This window comes from Phycicoccus sp. HDW14, from assembly GCF_011383005.1.
Lineage (GTDB): Bacteria > Actinomycetota > Actinomycetes > Actinomycetales > Dermatophilaceae > Phycicoccus.
On sequence record NZ_CP049935.1, the window covers coordinates 1,754,287 to 1,772,352 of the forward strand.

18 protein-coding genes and 2 pseudogenes are annotated in these 18,066 nt (G+C 73.3%); 5 read left to right on the forward strand and 15 right to left on the reverse strand.

Annotated elements, in window-relative coordinates; genetic code table 11:
* Positions 1–31: 31 nt before the first annotated feature.
* Positions 32–1,508: pseudogene (hflX, locus tag G7075_RS08685) on the reverse strand (GTPase HflX).
* Positions 1,509–1,585: 77 nt separating this feature from the next.
* Here hflX and G7075_RS08690 point away from each other — a divergent pair.
* Entirely contained in the window at positions 1,586–2,191 is a 606-nt protein-coding gene (locus tag G7075_RS08690; protein WP_166121011.1) for a class I SAM-dependent methyltransferase, read from the forward strand.
* 57 nt (positions 2,192–2,248) lie between these two features.
* Here the strand turns inward: G7075_RS08690 and dapF are convergent, their stop codons facing one another.
* Genes dapF through def form a run of 3 tightly spaced genes read right to left on the reverse strand, consistent with a single transcriptional unit; the run spans position 2,249 to position 4,692 of the window.
* On the reverse strand, positions 2,249–3,127 hold the full coding sequence (dapF, locus tag G7075_RS08695; RefSeq protein WP_166121014.1) for a diaminopimelate epimerase: 879 nt from the start codon (positions 3,125–3,127) through the stop codon (positions 2,249–2,251).
* Complete coding sequence (gene miaA / locus G7075_RS08700) at positions 3,120–4,085, reverse strand: tRNA (adenosine(37)-N6)-dimethylallyltransferase MiaA (RefSeq protein WP_166121017.1); 966 nt, start codon at positions 4,083–4,085, stop codon at positions 3,120–3,122. The genes dapF and miaA overlap by 8 nt, the downstream gene beginning before the upstream one ends.
* Position 4,086: 1 nt before the next feature.
* On the reverse strand, positions 4,087–4,692 hold the full coding sequence (gene def / locus G7075_RS08705; RefSeq protein ID WP_166121019.1) for a peptide deformylase: 606 nt from the start codon (positions 4,690–4,692) through the stop codon (positions 4,087–4,089).
* Positions 4,693–4,823: 131 nt separating this feature from the next.
* Here def and G7075_RS08710 point away from each other — a divergent pair, with 131 nt between their 5' ends.
* On the forward strand, positions 4,824–5,015 hold the full coding sequence (locus G7075_RS08710) for an antitoxin (protein ID WP_166121022.1): 192 nt from the start codon (positions 4,824–4,826) through the stop codon (positions 5,013–5,015).
* Positions 5,016–5,199: 184 nt separating this feature from the next.
* Positions 5,200–5,403: a hypothetical protein gene (locus G7075_RS08715; RefSeq protein ID WP_166121024.1), complete on the forward strand. Its 204-nt coding sequence runs from the start codon at positions 5,200–5,202 to the stop codon at positions 5,401–5,403.
* 44 nt (positions 5,404–5,447) lie between these two features.
* Here the strand turns inward: G7075_RS08715 and miaB are convergent, their stop codons facing one another.
* The 4 genes from miaB to G7075_RS08735 are packed head-to-tail and all read right to left on the reverse strand — an operon-like array spanning position 5,448 to position 10,348.
* Positions 5,448–6,962, reverse strand: coding sequence for a tRNA (N6-isopentenyl adenosine(37)-C2)-methylthiotransferase MiaB (gene miaB / locus G7075_RS08720; RefSeq protein ID WP_205860664.1), 1,515 nt, complete (start codon positions 6,960–6,962; stop codon positions 5,448–5,450).
* 59 nt (positions 6,963–7,021) lie between these two features.
* Positions 7,022–7,861 (reverse strand): transglutaminase family protein, encoded by an 840-nt coding sequence (locus G7075_RS08725; RefSeq protein ID WP_166121030.1) that lies wholly within the window; start codon positions 7,859–7,861, stop codon positions 7,022–7,024.
* Between the two features lies 1 nt (position 7,862).
* Entirely contained in the window at positions 7,863–8,789 is a 927-nt protein-coding gene (locus G7075_RS08730; RefSeq protein ID WP_166121033.1) for an alpha-E domain-containing protein, read from the reverse strand.
* A complete protein-coding gene (locus G7075_RS08735) occupies positions 8,783–10,348 on the reverse strand; it encodes a circularly permuted type 2 ATP-grasp protein (protein WP_205860712.1) in 1,566 nt (521 codons plus the stop codon). Before G7075_RS08735 ends, G7075_RS08730 begins: the two co-directional genes overlap by 7 nt.
* A gap of 220 nt (positions 10,349–10,568) precedes the next feature.
* On the opposite strand from G7075_RS08735, the gene G7075_RS08740 reads away from it, so the two are divergent.
* Positions 10,569–10,979 carry a YccF domain-containing protein gene (locus G7075_RS08740; protein ID WP_166121038.1) on the forward strand — a complete coding sequence of 137 codons (411 nt, stop codon included), beginning with the start codon at positions 10,569–10,571 and terminating at the stop codon, positions 10,977–10,979.
* 22 nt (positions 10,980–11,001) lie between these two features.
* On the opposite strand, the gene G7075_RS08745 is transcribed toward G7075_RS08740, so the two are convergent.
* From G7075_RS08745 to G7075_RS08775, 7 genes and pseudogenes are all read right to left on the reverse strand, one after another.
* Positions 11,002–11,676, reverse strand: coding sequence for a regulatory protein RecX (locus G7075_RS08745; protein WP_166121040.1), 675 nt, complete (start codon positions 11,674–11,676; stop codon positions 11,002–11,004).
* Positions 11,677–11,737: 61 nt separating this feature from the next.
* Positions 11,738–12,684, reverse strand: a pseudogene (gene recA / locus G7075_RS08750) (recombinase RecA); the annotation flags it as partial.
* Between the two features lie 320 nt (positions 12,685–13,004).
* A complete protein-coding gene (locus G7075_RS08755) occupies positions 13,005–13,787 on the reverse strand; it encodes a homocysteine S-methyltransferase family protein (RefSeq protein WP_371814232.1) in 783 nt (260 codons plus the stop codon).
* Between the two features lie 198 nt (positions 13,788–13,985).
* Positions 13,986–14,795 carry an ABC transporter permease gene (locus tag G7075_RS08760; RefSeq protein WP_240917987.1) on the reverse strand — a complete coding sequence of 270 codons (810 nt, stop codon included), beginning with the start codon at positions 14,793–14,795 and terminating at the stop codon, positions 13,986–13,988.
* On the reverse strand, positions 14,792–15,649 hold the full coding sequence (locus G7075_RS08765) for an ABC transporter permease (RefSeq protein ID WP_166121043.1): 858 nt from the start codon (positions 15,647–15,649) through the stop codon (positions 14,792–14,794). Before G7075_RS08765 ends, G7075_RS08760 begins: the two co-directional genes overlap by 4 nt.
* The gene (locus tag G7075_RS08770) at positions 15,649–16,578 is read right to left on the reverse strand and encodes an ABC transporter ATP-binding protein (RefSeq protein WP_166121045.1); all 930 of its coding nucleotides are present in this window, start codon (positions 16,576–16,578) and stop codon (positions 15,649–15,651) included. Before G7075_RS08770 ends, G7075_RS08765 begins: the two co-directional genes overlap by 1 nt.
* A 199-nt stretch (positions 16,579–16,777) precedes the next feature.
* A complete protein-coding gene (locus G7075_RS08775; RefSeq protein WP_166121048.1) occupies positions 16,778–17,002 on the reverse strand; it encodes a DUF3046 domain-containing protein in 225 nt (74 codons plus the stop codon).
* Positions 17,003–17,354: 352 nt separating this feature from the next.
* On the opposite strand from G7075_RS08775, the gene G7075_RS08780 reads away from it, so the two are divergent.
* Complete coding sequence (locus G7075_RS08780; RefSeq protein ID WP_371814214.1) at positions 17,355–18,053, forward strand: nitrilase-related carbon-nitrogen hydrolase; 699 nt, start codon at positions 17,355–17,357, stop codon at positions 18,051–18,053.
* The last annotated feature ends 13 nt before the right edge of the window (positions 18,054–18,066 follow it).

Sequence of the window (18,066 nt, forward strand, 5' to 3'; positions counted from 1 at the left end):
TCTCGCAACAGAGCGCTCCGGGCGCCGGCCGTCAGACCGCGAAGGCCGACAGATCGTCGGCGAGCTCGGCGTCGACCCGGGCGGTGAGGCGGGTGCCCTCGGCGACGTGCTCGCTCGTGAGGACCTCCCCCGTCTCGTGCACCCGGCTCACGAGGTCGCCGCGCTCGTAGGGCACCAGCACGTCGACGTCGACGTCGGGCTGGGGCAGCTCGTCGGCGATCAACGCCTGCAGCTCGTCGAGGCCGGCCCCGGTGCGGGCCGACACGACGATCGAGTGCTTCTCGTGGCGGCGCAGCCGGTCGAGCACCTCGGGGTCGGCGAGGTCGGCCTTGTTGACGACGATGACCTCGCGCACGTCGGTGGCGTCGACGTCGGCCAGCACCGAGCGGACGGCCGAGATCTGGCCCTCGGGTCGGGGTGCGAGCCGTCGACGACGTGCAGCAGCAGGTCGGCGTCGGCCACCTCCTCGAGCGTCGAGCGGAAGGCCTCGACGAGCTGGTGCGGCAGCTGGCGGACGAACCCCACGGTGTCGGCGAGCGTGTAGAGCCGCCCGTCCGGGGTCTCGGCGCGCCGCACGGTGGGGTCGAGCGTCGCGAACAGCTGGTTCTCGACGAGGACCCCGGCGCCGGTGAGCCGGTTGAGCAGGCTCGACTTGCCGGCGTTCGTGTACCCGGCGATGGCGACGCTCGGCACGCGGTTGGCCTTCCGGCCGCCACGCTTGGTGTCGCGCGTGGTCTTCATGTCCTTGATCTCGCGGCGCAGCTTGGCGATCCGGCTGTTGATCCGCCGGCGGTCGAGCTCGATCTTGGTCTCACCGGGGCCGCGCGAGCCCATGCCCTGGCCGCCGGCGGCCTGGCCACCGGCCTGCCGCGACATCGAGTCACCCCAGCCCCGCAGCCGCGGGAGGAGGTACTGCAGCTGGGCCAGCTCGACCTGCGCCTTGCCCTCCCGGCTCTTCGCGTGCTGGGCGAAGATGTCGAGGATCAGCGCCGTGCGGTCGATGACCTTGACCTTGACGACGTCCTCGAGGGCACGCCGTTGGCTGGGGCGAGCTCGGTGTCGCAGACGACGGTGTCGGCGCCCTCGGCGATGACGACGTCGCGCAGCTCGGCGGCCTTGCCCTTGCCGAGGTAGGTGGCGGGGTCGGGGTTGGCCCGGCGCTGGATGACACCGGCGAGCACCTCGGAGCCGGCCGTCTCGGCGAGCGCGGACAGCTCGCGCAGCGAGTTCTCCGCGTCGACGAGCGTGCCCTCGCACCAGACGGCGGCGAGGACGACCCGCTCGAGCCGCAGCTGGCGGTACTCGACCTCGGTGACGTCCTCGAGCTCGGTCGACAGGCCGGAGACGCGGCGCAGCGCGGCGCGCTCCTCACGGTCGAGCTGGTCGCCGTCGAAGTCGAGCGCGTCGTCGTCGAGCACGAAGCCCGCGTCGTCGAACGTCGCGGGGTCGTGGCTGGCGTCGTCGGCGAGCGCCTCGGCCCGCCCGGAGAGGATGTTCTTGGCAGTCATATGCTCCCTAGGGTCTCATCGGTCAACGCCCGGCGGCGACCGGATTCTTCCGTCCCGCCGATACCGTGGGCCCCGCGATGAGCGACCACGACCACTACTTCACGGCCTCCCCCGCGAGCGACGGCGAGCGCCGCCCGCTGCGGGTCCGCCTCGCCGGCCGGACCGTCGAGGTCGAGGTCGCGGGCGGCGTCTTCTCCCCCGGCGGGCTCGACAAGGGCACCCGCGTCCTGCTCGACGAGGCTCCGGCCCCGCCGCCGGAGGGCACCTTCCTCGACCTCGGCTGCGGCTGGGGTCCGGTCGCGCTCTCGCTGGCGATGCACTCGCCCGCGGCCACCGTCTGGGCGCTCGACGTCAACGAGCGGGCCCTGGACCTGTGCCGCCGCAACGCCGCGTCGCTCGGGCTCCCCGGGGTGCACGCCGGCCCGGCGGAGTCGGTGCCGGCCGACCTGCGCTTCGACGTCATCTGGTCCAACCCGCCGATCCGGGTCGGCAAGGCGGTGCTGCACGACCTCCTGGGCACCTGGCTGCCGCGCCTGACCCCGGGTGGACGCGCGTACCTCGTCGTCCAGAAGAACCTCGGGTCCGACAGCCTGCAGCGCTGGGTCGAGGACGAGCTGGGGATGCCCTGCCGGCGCGTGACGTCAGTGAAGGGCTTCCGGCTGCTCGAGGTCGCTCAGGGCTGACGCCGGTCCGGCCGCACGACCATCGAGGAGCGGGAGGAGCGCGCGGGGCGCCGGTCGTCAGGCGGGCAGCAGCGCCGTCGCGACGGTGCCGTCGGCGACGAGCACGGCCGGTCCGGCCAGCTCGACACCGTGGCCGGCGAGCAACCGGACGGTGAGCCGGCCGCCGGGGACGTCGACGAGCCACGTCGAGCCGGTGTCGAGCGACCCCGCCCAGAAGCTCGTGGCGATCGCCGCGGCGCAGGCGCCGGTGCCGCAGGACCGGGTCTCGCCGACACCGCGCTCGTGGACGCGCATCGCGACGTGGCCGGGACCGATCGGGCGGACCAGCTCGACGTTCGTGCCGTTCCGGGGCTCGGGGCGCACCGACGGCGGTGACGACAGGTCGACGTCGTCGAGCTCGACCTCCTCGGGGAGAGCCACGACGGTGTGCGGGTTGCCGAGGTCGACCGACAGCGCGGAGTACGGGTCGCCACCGCCGACGTGGACGAGGGCGTCGAAGCCGTCGCGCTCGGCGGTCGGCTCGTCGGCGAGTCGCCAGGGGCCGAGGTCGACCGACCACTGGTCGCCGTCGCGCCGAACGGACTTGGCGCCGGCCCGGGTGGCGATGACGAACTCGTCCCGCTCCTCGAGGCCCTCCCGGCGCAGGTACTCGGCGAAGACGCGGGTCCCGTTGCCGCACATCTCCGCTGCCGAGCCGTCGGCGTTGCGGTAGTCCATGAACCACGGGGCGGCGTCGGCCTGCTCGCGCACGGCCGGCTCGTCGGCGAGCGCCGTCGGCACGACCCGGATGACCCCGTCGCCGCCGATGCCGGCGCGGCGGTCGGCCAGCCAGGCGGCCCTTGCCGCGCTCAGCCCGAGGGCGCCGTCGAGGTCGGGCACGAGGACGAAGTCGTTCTCGGTGCCGTGCCCCTTGGTCCACGCGAGCCGGTCAGCCATGCCCACCATCGTCCCATCCCCCGCGACGCAGGGCGGACGCCGCCTCGTCGACGAGCTCGACGACCCGGTCGACGAGGTCGAGGTCGGCGGCGTCGAGCCAGGTGGTGCGCGGGTCGGCGCCGAACCACGACTCCTGCCGCCGGACGAGCCGCCGGGTGCGCAGCGCGGTGTCGGCGACGGCGTCGTCGAGAGTCATCGCCCCGTCGATGACGGCGAGGGCCTGGGCGTACCCGACGGCCCGGCTCGCGGTGCGCCCCTCGCGCAGGCCGAGGTCGACCAGGGCGCGCGTCTCCTCGACGAGGCCGCTGTCGAACATCGCCCGGGTGCGCCGGTCGATGCGCCGGTCGAGGGCCTCGCGGTCGAGGCGCAGACCGACGGTCACGGTGGGGCGCACCGACTCCCGCGTCGGGAGGGTGGCGCTGAACGGCCGTCCGGTCAGCTCGACGACCTCGAGGGCGCGCACGATGCGGCGCGTGTTGTTCGGCTCGACGGCGGTGGCCGCCTCCGGGTCGACGCGCCGCAGCTCCTCGAGGAGGGCCGCCGTCCCCTGCGACGCGGCGCGCTCCTCGAGGCGCCGGCGGACCTCCGGGTCGGTCGGCGGGATGTCGAGGCGGTCGAGCAGGGCCCGGACGTACAGCCCGGAGCCGCCGACGACCAGGGGGACGTGGCCTCGCTCGAGGATGCCGGCGACATCGGCCCGGGCGTGGTGCTGGTAGCCGGCGACGGTCGCCTCGTCGGTGACCTCGAGGACGTCGAGCTGGTGGTGCGGCACGCCCTCGCGCCCGGCCGGCGGCAGCTTGGCCGTGCCGATGTCCATCCCCCGGTAGAGCTGGGAGGCATCGGCGCCGACCACCTCGCCGTCGAGCCGATGGGCCAGGGCGACGCCGAGGTCGGACTTGCCGGTGGCGGTGGGGCCGACGACCGCGACGACGAGGCCGGCAGCGGCGGTCGGCGCCACGTCAGTCCGCGCGCTCGTCGTCGGGCGTCTCGTCGTCGTGGCCGAAGGGGTCGCGGTCCTCGCCCGGCATCCAGGTCAGGCCGGGGGTGCCCCAGCCGTTGGCCTTGACCGCCTTCTTGGCCTTGCGGGCGTAGCGGCCGGAGAGCCGGTCGACGTAGAGGAACCCGTTGAGGTGGTCGTACTCGTGCTGGAGCATCCGCGCGAACCATCCGGTGGCCTCGTAGCGCAGCTCGTGGCCGTCGACGTCCTGGCCGGTGAGCACGGCCTGCTCGCCGCGACGCAGCGGGTAGGACTCGCCGGGCACCGACAGGCAGCCCTCGGACTCCTCGTGCGGGTCGGGGTCGCCGGCCACCGGCTTCGCGGCGACGAGGTAGGGGTTGATGACGACGCCGCGGGGCGGGATGCCGTCGTCGTTGGCCAGCTGCCAGGTGAAGATGCGCAGGCCCACACCGACCTGCGGCGCGGCCAGCCCGACCCCGCGGGCGGCGTCCATCGTCTCGTACATGTCCGCGACCAGCTCGCGGATGCCGTCGTCGATGACCTCGACGGGCTCGGCGCGGCGGTGGAGGACGGGGTCTCCGGTGATGACGACGGGGCGGATGGTCATGCGGCCGATTCTTCCAGAGCCGCCGGCCCGGACGGACGGCGGGAAAGGGCTGGCGCGCCGGGCCGTTCGGGTGTGGACTGGTCCTGCTCCCTCGGGAGCACGCCCTGTCACCGAGTGGAAGGAGGTCGCCGATGGGATTCCTCGACAGCGCCAAGGAGAAGCTCACCGAGCTGGCCGAGCAGCACCCCGACCAGGTCGAGTCGCTCAGCGACCAGGCCATCGAGCGCGGCGGCGACGCCGTCGACTCGGCGACGGGTGGCAAGTACGCCGACAAGGTCGACCAGGCCCAGGCCAAGGCCGACGAGGCGATCGGCGAGCGGTGACCTGACCCGAGGCCGCGAGGTTTCGAGGCCCCCGACCGGTTCCGGTCGGGGGTCTCGTCCGTTCGGACAGGATGGGGCTCGACCTTCGGCCACGACTCGTGTCGCAGGCCGGCTTTCGCGCCTGCGGCACCGAAGGGTTCCCTACCCTCGAGGTTCCTGCACACCCCCTCGGAAAGGACGCGCCGTGTCGCACTGGCACTCCGGGCTCCCGAAGCTCGAGCTCGAGCCGTTCGACCCGACCCCGCTCTACGACGCGGTCCGCTCGACCGTCGCCGAGACCGCGGTGGCGCAGGAGCGCCGCCGCACCAGCCTGCGGACCGCCGGCATCGTCGGCGCCGTCGTCACGGCGTGTGCCGTCGTCGGCGGGCTCGTGGCCCTCCTCGCCTGACGCCCTCCGGCCTCAGGCCCCTCCGGGCTCAGGCCCCTCCGGGCTCAGGCCCCGCAGGCGGGCGCCGCGACCGGCGCCTGCGGCCGCCCGACGGACGGCATCCCCAGCGAGACACCCGGCTTGCCGGGCACCGGCGCGTCCTGGAGCGCCGCCCAGGCATCCCCGCCGCGCGTCCGACGCACCGCGTAGATGCCTTCTCGCACACCGCTGTCGGCGACGAGGTGGTGCGGTGCGCCGTACGTGACGCCCACCGTGACGGCGTCGCCCGGCCGGGGGCGCTCGGCGCCGTCCGGCACGGCGAAGTGCACGAGCCGGTTGTCGCGGGCCCGCCCGGACATCCGGGAGGTCTCGCCGTCCTTGCGGCCCTCGCCCGGCGCCACGAGCACCTCGACGTCCCGGCCCTCGAGGGCGCGGTTGCCGGCCCAGGAGACCTGCTCCTGGAGGGCGATGAGACGGTCGAACCGCTCCTGGACGACGGCCTTCGGAACCTGGTCGGCCATCGTCGCCGCCGGGGTGCCGGCGCGGATCGAGTACTGGAAGGTGAAGGCGCTCGAGAAGCGGGAGGCCTCGACGACCCGCAGGGTCTCGGCGAAGTCCTCCTCGGTCTCGCCGGGGAACCCGACGATGAGGTCGGTGGTGATCGCGGCGTCGGGCATCGCGGCCCGGACCCGGTCGATGATGCCGAGGAACCGCTCGCTGCGGTAGCTGCGGCGCATCGCCTTGAGCACGCGGTCGGAGCCGGACTGGAGCGGCATGTGCAGGCTCGGCATGACGTTGGGGGTCTCGGCCATCGCCTCGATGACGTCGTCGGTGAACGCCGCCGGGTGCGGGCTCGTGAAGCGCACGCGCTCGAGGCCGTCGATGTCGCCGCAGGCCCGCAACAGCTTGCCGAAGGCCAGCCGCTCGCCGAACTCGACGCCGTAGGTGTTGACGTTCTGCCCGAGCAGGGTCACCTCGACGACGCCCTGGGCGACGAGCGCCTCGATCTCGGCGAGGACGTCGCCGGGGCGGCGGTCCTGCTCCTTGCCGCGCAGGCTCGGGACGATGCAGAAGGTGCAGGTGTTGTTGCAGCCCACCGAGATCGACACCCAGCCGGCGAAGGCCGAGTCGCGCCGGGTCGGCAGGGTGGAGGGGAAGGTCTCGAGCGACTCGAGGATCTCGACCTCGGCGCGCTTGTTGTGGCGGGCCCGGTCGAGCAGGGCCGGCAGGCTGCCGATGTTGTGCGTCCCGAAGACGACGTCGACCCACGGGGCTCGCTTGACGATGGACTCGCGGTCCTTCTGCGCCATGCACCCACCGACGGCGATCTGCAGGTCGGGGTTGGCGGTCTTGGCGGGGCGCAGCTGGCCGAGGTTGCCGTACAGCTTGTTGTCGGCGTTCTCGCGCACGGCGCAGGTGTTGAACACGACGACGTCGGCCACCTCGGGCCGGCGGTCCGCGGGCAGGCTCGCGAGGTCGACGTACCCGGCGGTCTCGAGCAGGCCGGCGAGGCGCTCGGAGTCGTGCACGTTCATCTGGCACCCGTGGGTGCGCACGTCGTAGGTCCTGGCAGCAGTCATGGCGCCACCAAGGGTACGAGCCGATGCCGTGCGGCGCGGAATCGCCGCCGCCCGGTCGCTCACGCGAGGCGGGTGATGGTGACGACGACCCGCAGCGCCGCGGTCGCCCGCCCCGAGTAGATCCCCTTGAACGGCGGCACGTCGTCGTAGTCGCGGCCGCGGGCGACGACGACGTGCTCGACCCCCACGGGGGTGCCGTTCGTCGGGTCCGCCGCGACCCAGGCGTCGTCCCAGAACTCGACCCAGGCGTGGCTCTCCCCCGAGGCGCTCTCGCCGACGGCGAGGTCACGCTTCGGCACGAGGTAGCCCGACACGTAGCGGGCGGGGATGCCCAGGGCCCGCAGGGCGCCGATGGTGATGTGCGCGAAGTCCTGGCAGACGCCGGCGCGGTTGGCCCAGGCGTCCTCACCCTTGCTGCGGACACCCGTCGCGCCCGGGCGGTACTCCATCTCCTCGCGGACCCGGCGGCACACCGCGTCGGCGGCCTCCCGGGGGGTGGGGAGCCCGCGCACCTCCTCGACGAGGGCACCGACGCCGTCGCCCGGCCGGGTCCGGGCGGAGACCATGAGCCACTCGTAGAGCCGGTCCTGCACGGCGGGGTCGCGCACCGTGTCCCAGGTGCTCGTGGCCGAGGACGGGGCGACCTCCGCTCGCTCGACCGTGGAGATGGCCTCGATGTCGAGCCGCTCGTGGGCGGCCAGGCTCTCCATGGCCATGACGTGGGTGCCCCAATGATCGCGGTAGACGTGGCTCCACGTCATCGGCCGGATCCGGATGCGGTTCTCGAGGGTGGTCTGGCCGGGCTCGTTGAGCGGGGTCATCCGCAGCTCGTTGTGCGCGGCGCGGACCGGCCCGTCGTAGCCCAGCCCGGTCGTGTGGACGATGCGGTAGCGGCGCACCTCAGACCACGTCCCTCGTCCACGTCGTGAGCGGCCCGGACTGGAAGTACCGGGCGGCGATCGAGGAGGACGCGGTCGTCACGGCGGACTGCACGCGCCGCATCTGGGCGGGCAGGTCGGCGATGACGTCGGTCGTCGCGCGGTACTCCAGCGACGTGCGGATCCGGCCCAGCTGGCGACGGGCCTCGTCGGACACCCCGATCCGCTCGGCATGGGCCGGCGACAGGGCCTCGAGCCGGTTCTCGGCCTCGCGCAGGCTGAAGAACACCGAGCGGGGGAACTCGCGGTCGAGCACGAGGAAGGCGGCGGCCCGGTCGTCGGAGAGCAGCCCGCGCTGGCTGCGCATGAACGCCTGCTGCGCGCCGCAGCTCGAGAGGACGACCGACCACGGGGCACCCCCACCGGGCATGCCGCCGGTGGCCACGAGCCGGGCGGTCATGTCGGCCCGCTCGATGCTGCGGCCGAGGACGAGGAAGTCCCAGGCCTCGTCGTGCGACATCGTCGAGTCGGCGATGCCCGAGACGAGGGCGGCCCGCTCGCGCACCCACGACAGGTGGCGCTCGGTCACCATCCCCCGGCCGAAGCCGTTCCACCGGTGCCACGTCGTGTTGATGCCCTCCCACAGCTCGGTCGAGAGGGTCTCGCGGGCCCGGCGGGCGTTCTCGCGGGCGGCGAACCAGGCGCCGGAGATCGAGCTGGGGTTGCTGCGGTCGAAGACCAGCGAGCCCCCCACGTCGTCGAACGAGACGTCACCCTCGTGCGGGAGGCCCATGATCACCGAGAGGACGGTGCGCGAGGCCGCGGACTCGTCGGCCACCGGGTCCTCGAGCAGCTGCAGGCGCAGGACGTCGATGATCCGGGCCGTGCCGTCGGCCCGCTCGGTGTACCGGCCGATCCAGAAGAGCGACTCCGCGATCCGGCTCAGCACGACGCCTCCCCGCCCTCGTCGTGCGACCCGCGCGGCCGCCGTTCCTGCTGCTGCTGCTGTTGCTGCTGGGCGCGCATGCTGTCCTCGAGCGAGGCCGTGGGGGCGCTCATGACGACGACCTCCCGGTTGTCGGGGTGCGGGGTCGCCGCGCTGACGCTGGCCCGGCGGTCCGAGAGCACCCAGGTGTCCTTGGACCCGCCGCCCTGGCTCGAGTTCACGACGAGCTCTCCCTCCGGCAGGGCCACCCGGGTCAGGCCGCCCGGCAGGACCCGCACCCGCTCGCCGTCGTTGACCGCGAACGGGCGCAGGTCGACGTGGCGGGGCGCGAGGCCGCCGTCGATGAAGGTCGGCACGGTCGAGAGCTGGACGACCGGCTGGGCGATCCAGCCGCGCGGGTCGGCCTCGAGGGCGCCGCGCAGCCGGTCGAGGGTGGGGCCGTCGGCGCGGGGTCCGACGACCAGGCCTTTGCCGCCGGAGCCGTCGACCGGCTTGACGACCATCTCGTCGAGGTGGTCGAGGACGTGCCTCAGCGAGTCCGGCTCGGCGCACCGGAAGGTGTCGACGTTGGGCAGGATCGGGTCCTCGTCGAGGTAGAAGCGGGTCAGGGCCGGCAGGTAGCTGTAGATGAGCTTGTCGTCGGCGACCCCGTTGCCGAGCGCGTTCGCGACCGTCACCCGGCCGGCGCGCATCGCCGAGACGAGGCCCGCGACGCCGAGCACCGAGTCCCCGCGGAAGTGCACCGGGTCGATGAACTCGTCGTCGACGCGCCGGTAGATGACGTCGACGGGACGGTCACCGGTCGTCGTGCGCATCCGGACCTGGCCGCCGACGCAGACGAGGTCGCGGCCCTCGACGAGCTCGACGCCCATCATCCGGGCGAGCAGGGCGTGCTCGAAGTAGGCGGAGTTGAAGACGCCCGGGGTGAGGACGACGACCGTCGGGTCGCTCGCGCCGTCCGGGGCGGCGGCCCGCAGTGCCGCGAGCAGCATCCGCGGGTAGTCGTGCACCGGGCGGATGCGCATCGTCGCGAAGGCCTCGGGGAAGACATTGGCCATCGCGCGGCGGTTGGCGATGACGTAGCTGACGCCGGACGGGACGCGGACGTTGTCCTCGAGGACCCGGAAGGTGCCCTCCTCGTCGCGCACGAGGTCGACACCGGCCACGTGCACGCGCACCCCGTTGGCGGGACGGATGCCGGTGACCGCCCGGTGGTAGTGGTTCGAGCTGGCGATGAGCCGCCACGGGACGATTCCCTCGTGGACGGCGCGCGGGATCTCGCCCTCGCGCGAGTAGATGTCGTCGAGGAATGCCTCGAGCGCCGTGACCCGCTGGGCGACCCCGGACTCGATGACCTGCCACTCGTGGGCCGAGATGACCCGCGGCACGGCGTCGAGCGGGAAGGGCCGCTCCTCCCCGGCGTAGTCGAAGGTGACGCCCTGGTCGAGGTAGGAGCGGGCGAGGATGTCGGCGCGCTCCTTGAGGGTCGTGCCGGTCATCGAGCGCAGCGTGTGGAAGACCGCCTTGTACGGCGTGCGCGGCTCGGCCGGGCTGCCGAGCATCTCGTCCCAGGCCCCTCCCCCGAGCCGGTAGCCGTCGAAGAGGCTGCCTGCGGCGTCGGGGGTGGTCGGCTCGCTCACGCGCTCGAACCTAGGGGGAAAGCGTGACCGTGTCATCACGACCCTGTCTCCGGGATGTTTCCGGGCGGACCCTGATGTCGGTGCTCGGCGCTGCGTGCGAGGCTGGGGCGCAGCGACATCCGTCGCCCTGTCTGGAGGTCCGGTGCGCACCCTGCTCAACGTCATCTGGTTCGTGTTCGGCGGCTTCTGGCTGGCGCTCGGGTACGCGTTCGCCGGGCTGGTGCTCTGCGTGCTCGTCGTGACGTTCCCGCTCGGGGTCGCGTCGTTCCGGATGGCCAGCTACGCCCTGTGGCCGTTCGGGCGGGCCGTCGTCGAGAAGCCGGGGGCCGGCGCCGGGTCGGCGGTGCTCAACGTCGTGTGGATCGTGCTCGCCGGCTGGTGGCTGGCCCTCGGCCACCTGCTGACGGCCGTCGCGCAGGCCGTGACGATCATCGGGATCCCGCTGGCGGTGGCCAACCTCAAGATGCTGCCCGTCTCGCTGGTGCCCTACGGCAAGGAGATCGTGCCCAGCGACTCGCTGCCCCCGGGCCGGCGCCCGCTGCACTCGCTCTGAGCCGGGAGCGCCCCGGCCGGCCTCAGTCGCGCTGGTGCTCGGGCGCCTCGCGGACGGCCTCGCGGACGAGGCGCATCGTCAGCTCGGCGTCGTAGCCCTTGCGCGCGAGCATCCCGGCGAGGCGCCGGGTCTGGACGACCGGCTCGAGACCGTGCATCGTGCGCAGCTTCTTGGCCACGAGCTGGCGGGCGCGTTCCTCCTCGGCGTGCGGGTCGACCTCGGCGAGGGCGGCGGCGGCGGTGTCGTCGTCGACGCCCTTGCGCCGCAGCTCCTGGCGCAGGGCCCGGGTGGCCAGGCCCCGGCCGGCCTGCTGGGAGCGCACGAGCATCCCCGCGTACGCCTCGTCGTCGACGAGCCCGACCTCCTCCATCCGGTCGAGCACGGCCGCCGCGACGTCGTCGGGACAGTCCTTCTTCCGCAGGGCCTGGGCGAGCTGGGAGCGGCTTCGCGGGGCGGCGGTCAGCTGGCGCAGGACGATCTGGCGGGCCCAGTCGTGCGGGTCGGGCTCGTCGCCGCGGGTGCGGGGGTCACCCTCGGGGTCGGGTGGGGCCGGTGCCCGTCGGCCGCGGCGCGGGGGCTGGGACCGCGGCTCCTCGGCGAGGATCGCGCGCAGCTCGTCGAGGCCGGGTGCGGCCGTGGACGAGGCGGGCCCCGCCGCCCACTCGGGCGGCGGGGCCGTGCCGTCGGCGAACGCCATCGGGCGTGCCTCAGAAGTCGACGGGGACGTCCGGGACGGCCTCGAGCTCGACCTTGACCCCGATGCCCAGCTTCTCCTTGATCTTCCGCTCGAGCTCGTCGGTGAGCTCGGGGTTGTCCTTGAGGAACTGGCGGGCGTTCTCCTTGCCCTGGCCGAGCTGGTCGCCGTCCATCGTGTACCAGGCACCGGCCTTGCGGACGAAGCCGTGGTCGACGCCCATGTCGATGAGGCCGCCCTCGCGGGAGATGCCCTGGCCGTAGAGGATGTCGAACTCGGCCTGCTTGAACGGCGGGCTGACCTTGTTCTTGACGACCTTGCAGCGGGTGCGGTTGCCGACCGCGTCGGTACCGTCCTTGAGGGTCTCGATGCGCCGCACGTCGAGGCGGACCGAGGCGTAGAACTTCAGCGCCTTGCCACCGGTGGTGGTCTCGGGCGAGCCGAACATCACGCCGATCTTCTCGCGCAGCTGGTTGATGAAGATCGCCGTCGTGCCCGTGGTGTTGAGGGCACCGGTGATCTTGCGCAGGGCCTGGGACATCAGGCGGGCCTGGAGGCCGACGTGGCTGTCGCCCATCTCGCCCTCGATCTCGGCACGGGGCACGAGGGCCGCGACCGAGTCGATGACGATGATGTCGAGCGCGCCGGAACGAATGAGCATGTCGGCGATCTCGAGCGCCTGCTCCCCGTGTCGGGCTGGGAGACGAGCAGCGCGTCGGTGTCGACGCCGAGCTTCTTCGCGTACTCGGGGTCGAGGGCGTGCTCGGCGTCGATGAAGGCCGCGATGCCGCCGGCCTTCTGCGCGTTGGCCACCGCGTGCAGCGCGACGGTCGTCTTGCCGGAGGACTCCGGACCGTAGATCTCGACGACGCGGCCGCGGGGCAGACCCCCGATGCCGAGCGCGACGTCGAGCGCGATGGACCCGGTGGGGATGACGGCGATGGGCGGGCGGACGTCGTCGCCGAGGCGCATGACCGCGCCCTTGCCGTGCTGCTTCTCGATCTGGGCCATCACCGAGGCGATGGCCTTGTCCTTCTCGCCGTCGTTGGCCGCAGCCACCGGGTTGGGCATCACGCTTCCACGAGCACCAGCCATGTCACACCTGTTCCTTCGTTCGTCATCGGACGCGCCCACCGGCGACCAGCCCTCGCGGTCGGTCTCGTCGCGAGCTCTGGTCAGACGCTAGGTGGGGGCACCGACAACGGTCACGGGTCGCCGTGGGACCTGTGGACGAGTGCCGCCGGAACCACCACCTGTGGACGACCATAGACGAACACGTGTTCGACGACGGGCACGACGCGCCGCGACACGCCGTGCCCCTACCGGGGCGGTCAGCGGGGCGGTACGGCGACTCCCCACATCGCCGCGACGTGGCGCACGTCGGTGCCACAGCAGCCACCGAGGACCCGCATCGCCGGCAGCAGCCGGCTGACCTCCATCTGGTCGGACGCCAGCTGCGCGGGGTCGCCGTCGTCGAGCTCCTCGGCCTCGTCGAGCTCGGCGTGGCTCATGGCCGAGGCGTTGGCACGCGTGCCCACGACCCGGCGCACCCACTCCCCCTCGTCGAGCGCCGGCAGGACGTGGGTCGGGTGTGCGCAGTTGACGACGAAGTGGTCGGGGGCGGCGGCCACGTCGACGGCCTGCACGGCGTCGGCGAGCGTCGTCCCGTCGGGCAGCCGTCCGTCGGTCTCGACGGTGAACCCGACCGAGACCGGGATGCCGGCGTCGCGGGCGGCGAGGACCACCCCGATGCCCTCGGCGGACGTCGTCAGGGTGAGCGCCGAGACGAGGTCGGCCCCTGCGTCGGCGAAAGCGCGCACCTGGGGTGCGTGGTAGTCGCGGGCCTCCTCGGGGTCGGGGGCCTCGCCCGCCACGTAGCCGTCGCCGCGCGGCCCCAGCTGGCCGGCGACGAGGACGGCCGCCACGTCGTAGCCGGCGGCCAGCTCGCGCAGCAGGTCGATCGCCGCGACGTTGGCCCGCACCATGGCGTCGACGTCGTAGCCAACCCGCGCCGCCCAGTCGGGGTTCGCCCGCCAGGTGGGCGACTCGAGGAGCAGCCCGGCCCCGGCGGCGGCCGCGACGGCGGCGTAGGCGTCGTAGTACCGCCCGAGCAGGTCCCGTCCGCCCGGGTCCTCGACGAGGGGAAGGCGGCGAACTCGGGCAGGTCGACACCGTGGTGGAAGATGAGGTCGGTCTCCAGGCCGCCGTCCGTGACGAAGCCGCGCAGCGCGGGGTCGTGCAGGGCCGCGAGGGACCCGGTGGTGGTCTCCATCCCCGGGAGTGTCCTCCCCACCGCGACGGCGCGGAAGCCCTCAGGTGAGCAGCAGCGTGGCGATGCGCCGGGCGGTGCCCCACACCCCGAGCGCCCCGAGCACGACGAGGTACGCGACGTGCCAGAGCATCCCCCAGCCGACCTCGCCGAGCAGCAGCGCCCGCTCGATCGCCACGCCCTGGTACAGGGGCGTCGCCGCGACGAGCCACTGGAGGGCGTCGGGGTAGGTCGAGAGCGGGAAGAAGGTCGCCGAGAAGAGGAACATCGGCTGGATCGCGAGGGTGACGTAGTCGAAGTGCTGCCACGAGGACATGAACGTCGTCGCGAACATCCCGACGGCGCCGAAGGCCAGCCCGACGAGCACCGCGGCCGGCACCGCGAGCAGCGCCCACCAGGAGTGCACGAGGCCGGCGACCCAGGCGACGACGAGGAACATCGTCGAGTACAGGGCACCGCGCGAGAGCGACCAGAGGATCTCGCCGACGGCGATGTCCCGCGGCGAGACCGGCGTCGCGAGCATCGCGTCGTAGAGCCGCTGGTAGCGCAGCTTGAAGAAGACGTTGTACGTGCTGTCGGCGACCGCCCCGTTCATCGCGGAGGCGGCGAGCAGCGCGGGCGCGACGAACTCGGCGTAGGGAACGACCGTGCCGCCGTCGGTCGTGACGGTGCGCACCAGCGCCCCGAGGCCGATGCCGATGGAGAACAGGTAGAACACCGGCTCGACGAAGCCGCTGAGCAGCAGCAGCCAGGCCCGACGGAAGGCCGTGACGTTGCGCATGAGGACGTAGCGCGCCAGGCCGATGCCCAGCGGTGCGGGCACGGCACCGGCGACGCGCGCGGCGGCGGTCACGAGAGCAGCCTGCGGGTGAAGGAGCGGTGGGCCAGCACCCAGCCGACCCCGACGTACACGAGCAGCACCGCGACGTGGAGCACCCCGGCCCACCCCGGCCACGCCCCCTCCGACGCGCTGCGGCACAGCTCGACCCCGTGCCAGAGCGGCGTGACCCAGGCCAGCGGCTGCATCCACCCCGGCAGCTGGTCGATCGGGAAGAAGGTGCCGGAGAAGAGCATCAGCGGCGTCATGACGAAGCGGAAGAGGATGCTGAAGCCGCTGTCGGTCTCCATCCGGGCGGCGAGCGCGAAGACCGGGACCGAGAAGGCCATCCCCGTGAGCACCGCGGCCGGCACCGCCAGCAGCACCCACCACGACCCGAAGGCCCCGAACGGCGCCGCGACGGCGACGAAGATGGCGATGGCCGCCGCGAGCTGCAGCGCGATGACCGCGAGGTGACCCCCGAGCACCTCCCCCACGCGCAGCGGTGTGGCCAGCATCGCCGAGTACATGCGGTTCCACTTGATGTAGCCCATGACCGCGTACGTGGAGTCGCCGAAGGCCAGCATCATCGCCTGCATCGCGAGGATGCCCGGGACGACGAAGCGCAGGTACGGAAGGCCGTCGACCCCACCGGCGCGGGCGTCGACGAGCGCCCCGAGGCCCAGGCCCATCGACAGGAGGAAGAACAGCGGCGAGGCGAACCGCCCCACGACCGAGCCCTTCCAGGTGCGCCGGTAGACCGCGAGGTGGTGGGCCATGACCGACCCGACCCGCTCGGCCCGCGTGGTGGGGCGGCGCCGCCCCGGAGCCAGCCGGCCGCTCGGCGCGGTGGCGACCGAGCCGGTGGCGGGCGGTGCGTCGGCGGACATCAGTCGACCAGCGAGCGGCCGGTGAGGTGGAGGAAGACGTCCTCGAGCGTCGAGCGACGCACGAGCGCCGAGAGCGGACGGACGCCGCGGCCGTGCAGCGCGGCGAGGGTGTCGTCGCCGTCGGCCGTGTAGACGAGCAGCCGGTCGGGCAGCTCCTCGACCCGCTCGGCGACACCGGACACCGCCTCGACGTGCCGCTCCTGCTCGTCGACGGCGAAGCGCAGCTCGACGACCTCGCGCGTGGAGTAGGTGTCGATGAGCTCGCGCGGACTGCCCTCGGCGACGATCCGGCCGTGGTCCATGACGACGAGCCGGTCGCAGAGCTGCTCGGCCTCGTCCATGTAGTGCGTCGTGATGATGAGCGTGACGCCCTCGCGCTTGAGGCGGTAGAGCCGGTCCCACAGCACGTGCCGGGCCTGGGGGTCGAGGCCGGTCGTGGGCTCGTCGAGGAGCAGCACCTCGGGGTTGTTGACGAGGGCGCGGGCGATGGTCAGCCGGCGCTTCATCCCGCCGGAGAGCGGCTCGACCCGGTCGTGACGACGCTCGGTGAGCTGGGCGAAGTCGAGGAGCTCGTCGGTGCGGGCGCGCACCTCGCGCCGGGAGAGCCCGAAGAAGCGCCCGTAGACCCAGAGGTTCTCCTCGACCGAGAGGTCCTCGTCGAGCATGTCCTGCTGCGGGCAGACCCCGAGCCGGGCCCGGATGGCCGGGCCGTCGGTGGCGGGGTCCATCCCGAGGATGCGCAGCTCGCCGCCGGTGACCGGGGAGACGCAGCCGACCATCTTCATCGTGCTCGACTTGCCGGCGCCGTTGGGGCCGAGGAAGCCGAACGCCTCACCACGCATCACCTGCACGTCGATGCCGTCGACCGCGGTGAAGTCGCCGAACGTCTTGGTCAGCCCCCTGGCGTGCAGGAGGACGTCATCGGTCACGAGGGACGACGCTAGCCCAGGGCGACGACACCGGGCACTCGGGTTTCCGTCGCACGACGGGCAGCGGCGGACGCACTGACAGGCAGTACCGGCGACCCGCACGCCGCGCGAGCACGACCGGGGGTCGCTGCAGCACGTTCTGCCTGTCCGTCGGCCCCGGCCGGTCTCTGCGCGGCGGCCGACCCCGCCGCCACCGTGCTCAGGTGCGGGGTGGGGGCAGCTCGCGGCCGTGGCGGCGCTCGACCGGCACGTCCATCTGCTCGCAGAGGGCCTCCCACACCTCGCGCGGCTGCTCGCCGGCGTCGAGGGCGGCCTGGGCGGTCAGGCCGCCGAGCGCCGTGAGGTGCTGACCGTTGGCGAGCGAGCGCGCGTAGGCCGCACCGAACTCCTCGGCCATGAGCTCCCAGAACCTCGAGTGACGCACCCGGTGATGGTAGGCGCCGCCCCGCGCGTCCCGGACCGGCGGGGTGCTGCGCGAGCGCGACCCGGCGGCATACTGACGCCATGCGCCTCCTCACCGCCGACGGGGTCCCCACGTCGCCCGCCCGTGTCCACGAGCCCACCGCTCCCCCGGTCCGCGTCGGACTGGTGCAGCACGCCTGGGACGAGGACGCCGACCGCCTGCGCGCCACCCTCCTCGACGGCGTGCGCACCGCCGCCGACGCCGGCGCCCGGGTCGTCTTCCTCCCGAGCTCACGCTGTCGCGCTACCCCGCCGCCACCCTCCCCTCCGGCCGCCCCGACGCGACGGCCGAGTCCCTCGACGACGGCCCGACGATGGCCTTCGCCCGCGAGGCCGCCGCAGCAGCCGGTGTCCACGTCCACGCCAGCCTCTTCGAGAAGGCCCCCGCCCCGGACGGCTCCGACGACGGGCTCGGGTTCAACACCGCGGTGCTCGTCGCCCCCGACGGCACTCTGGTCGGTCGCACCCGCAAGACCCACATCCCCGTCACGGCGGGGTACTACGAGGACAAGTACTTCCGGGCCGGTCCCCCGCAGGACGCCTACCCGGTCTACGAGCTCGACGCCCTCGACGGGATGCGGGTCGGCCTGCCGACCTGCTGGGACGAGTGGTTCCCCGAGGTCGCGCGCTCCTACGGCCTCGCCGGCGCGCAGGTGCTCGTCTACCCGACGGCCATCGGCTCCGAGCCCGACCACCCGGACTTCGACACCCAGCCGCTCTGGCAGCACACGATCGTCGGGCACGCCATCGCCAACGGGGTCTTCGTCGTCGTGCCCAACCGGTACGGCACCGAGGGCCTCATCACCTTCTACGGCAGCTCGTTCATCGCCGACCCCTACGGCCGCGTGCTCGTGCAGGCGCCGCGCGACGAGGCGGCCGTGCTCGTCGCCGACCTCGACCTCGCGCAGGGGAAGGACTGGATCGACCTCTTCCCGTTCCTGTCGACCCGCCGCCCCGACTCCTACGCCTCGCTCGCCGAGCCGGTGCGCGCCGAGCACCGCCGGGAGGGCTGACCCGTGGGCTGGC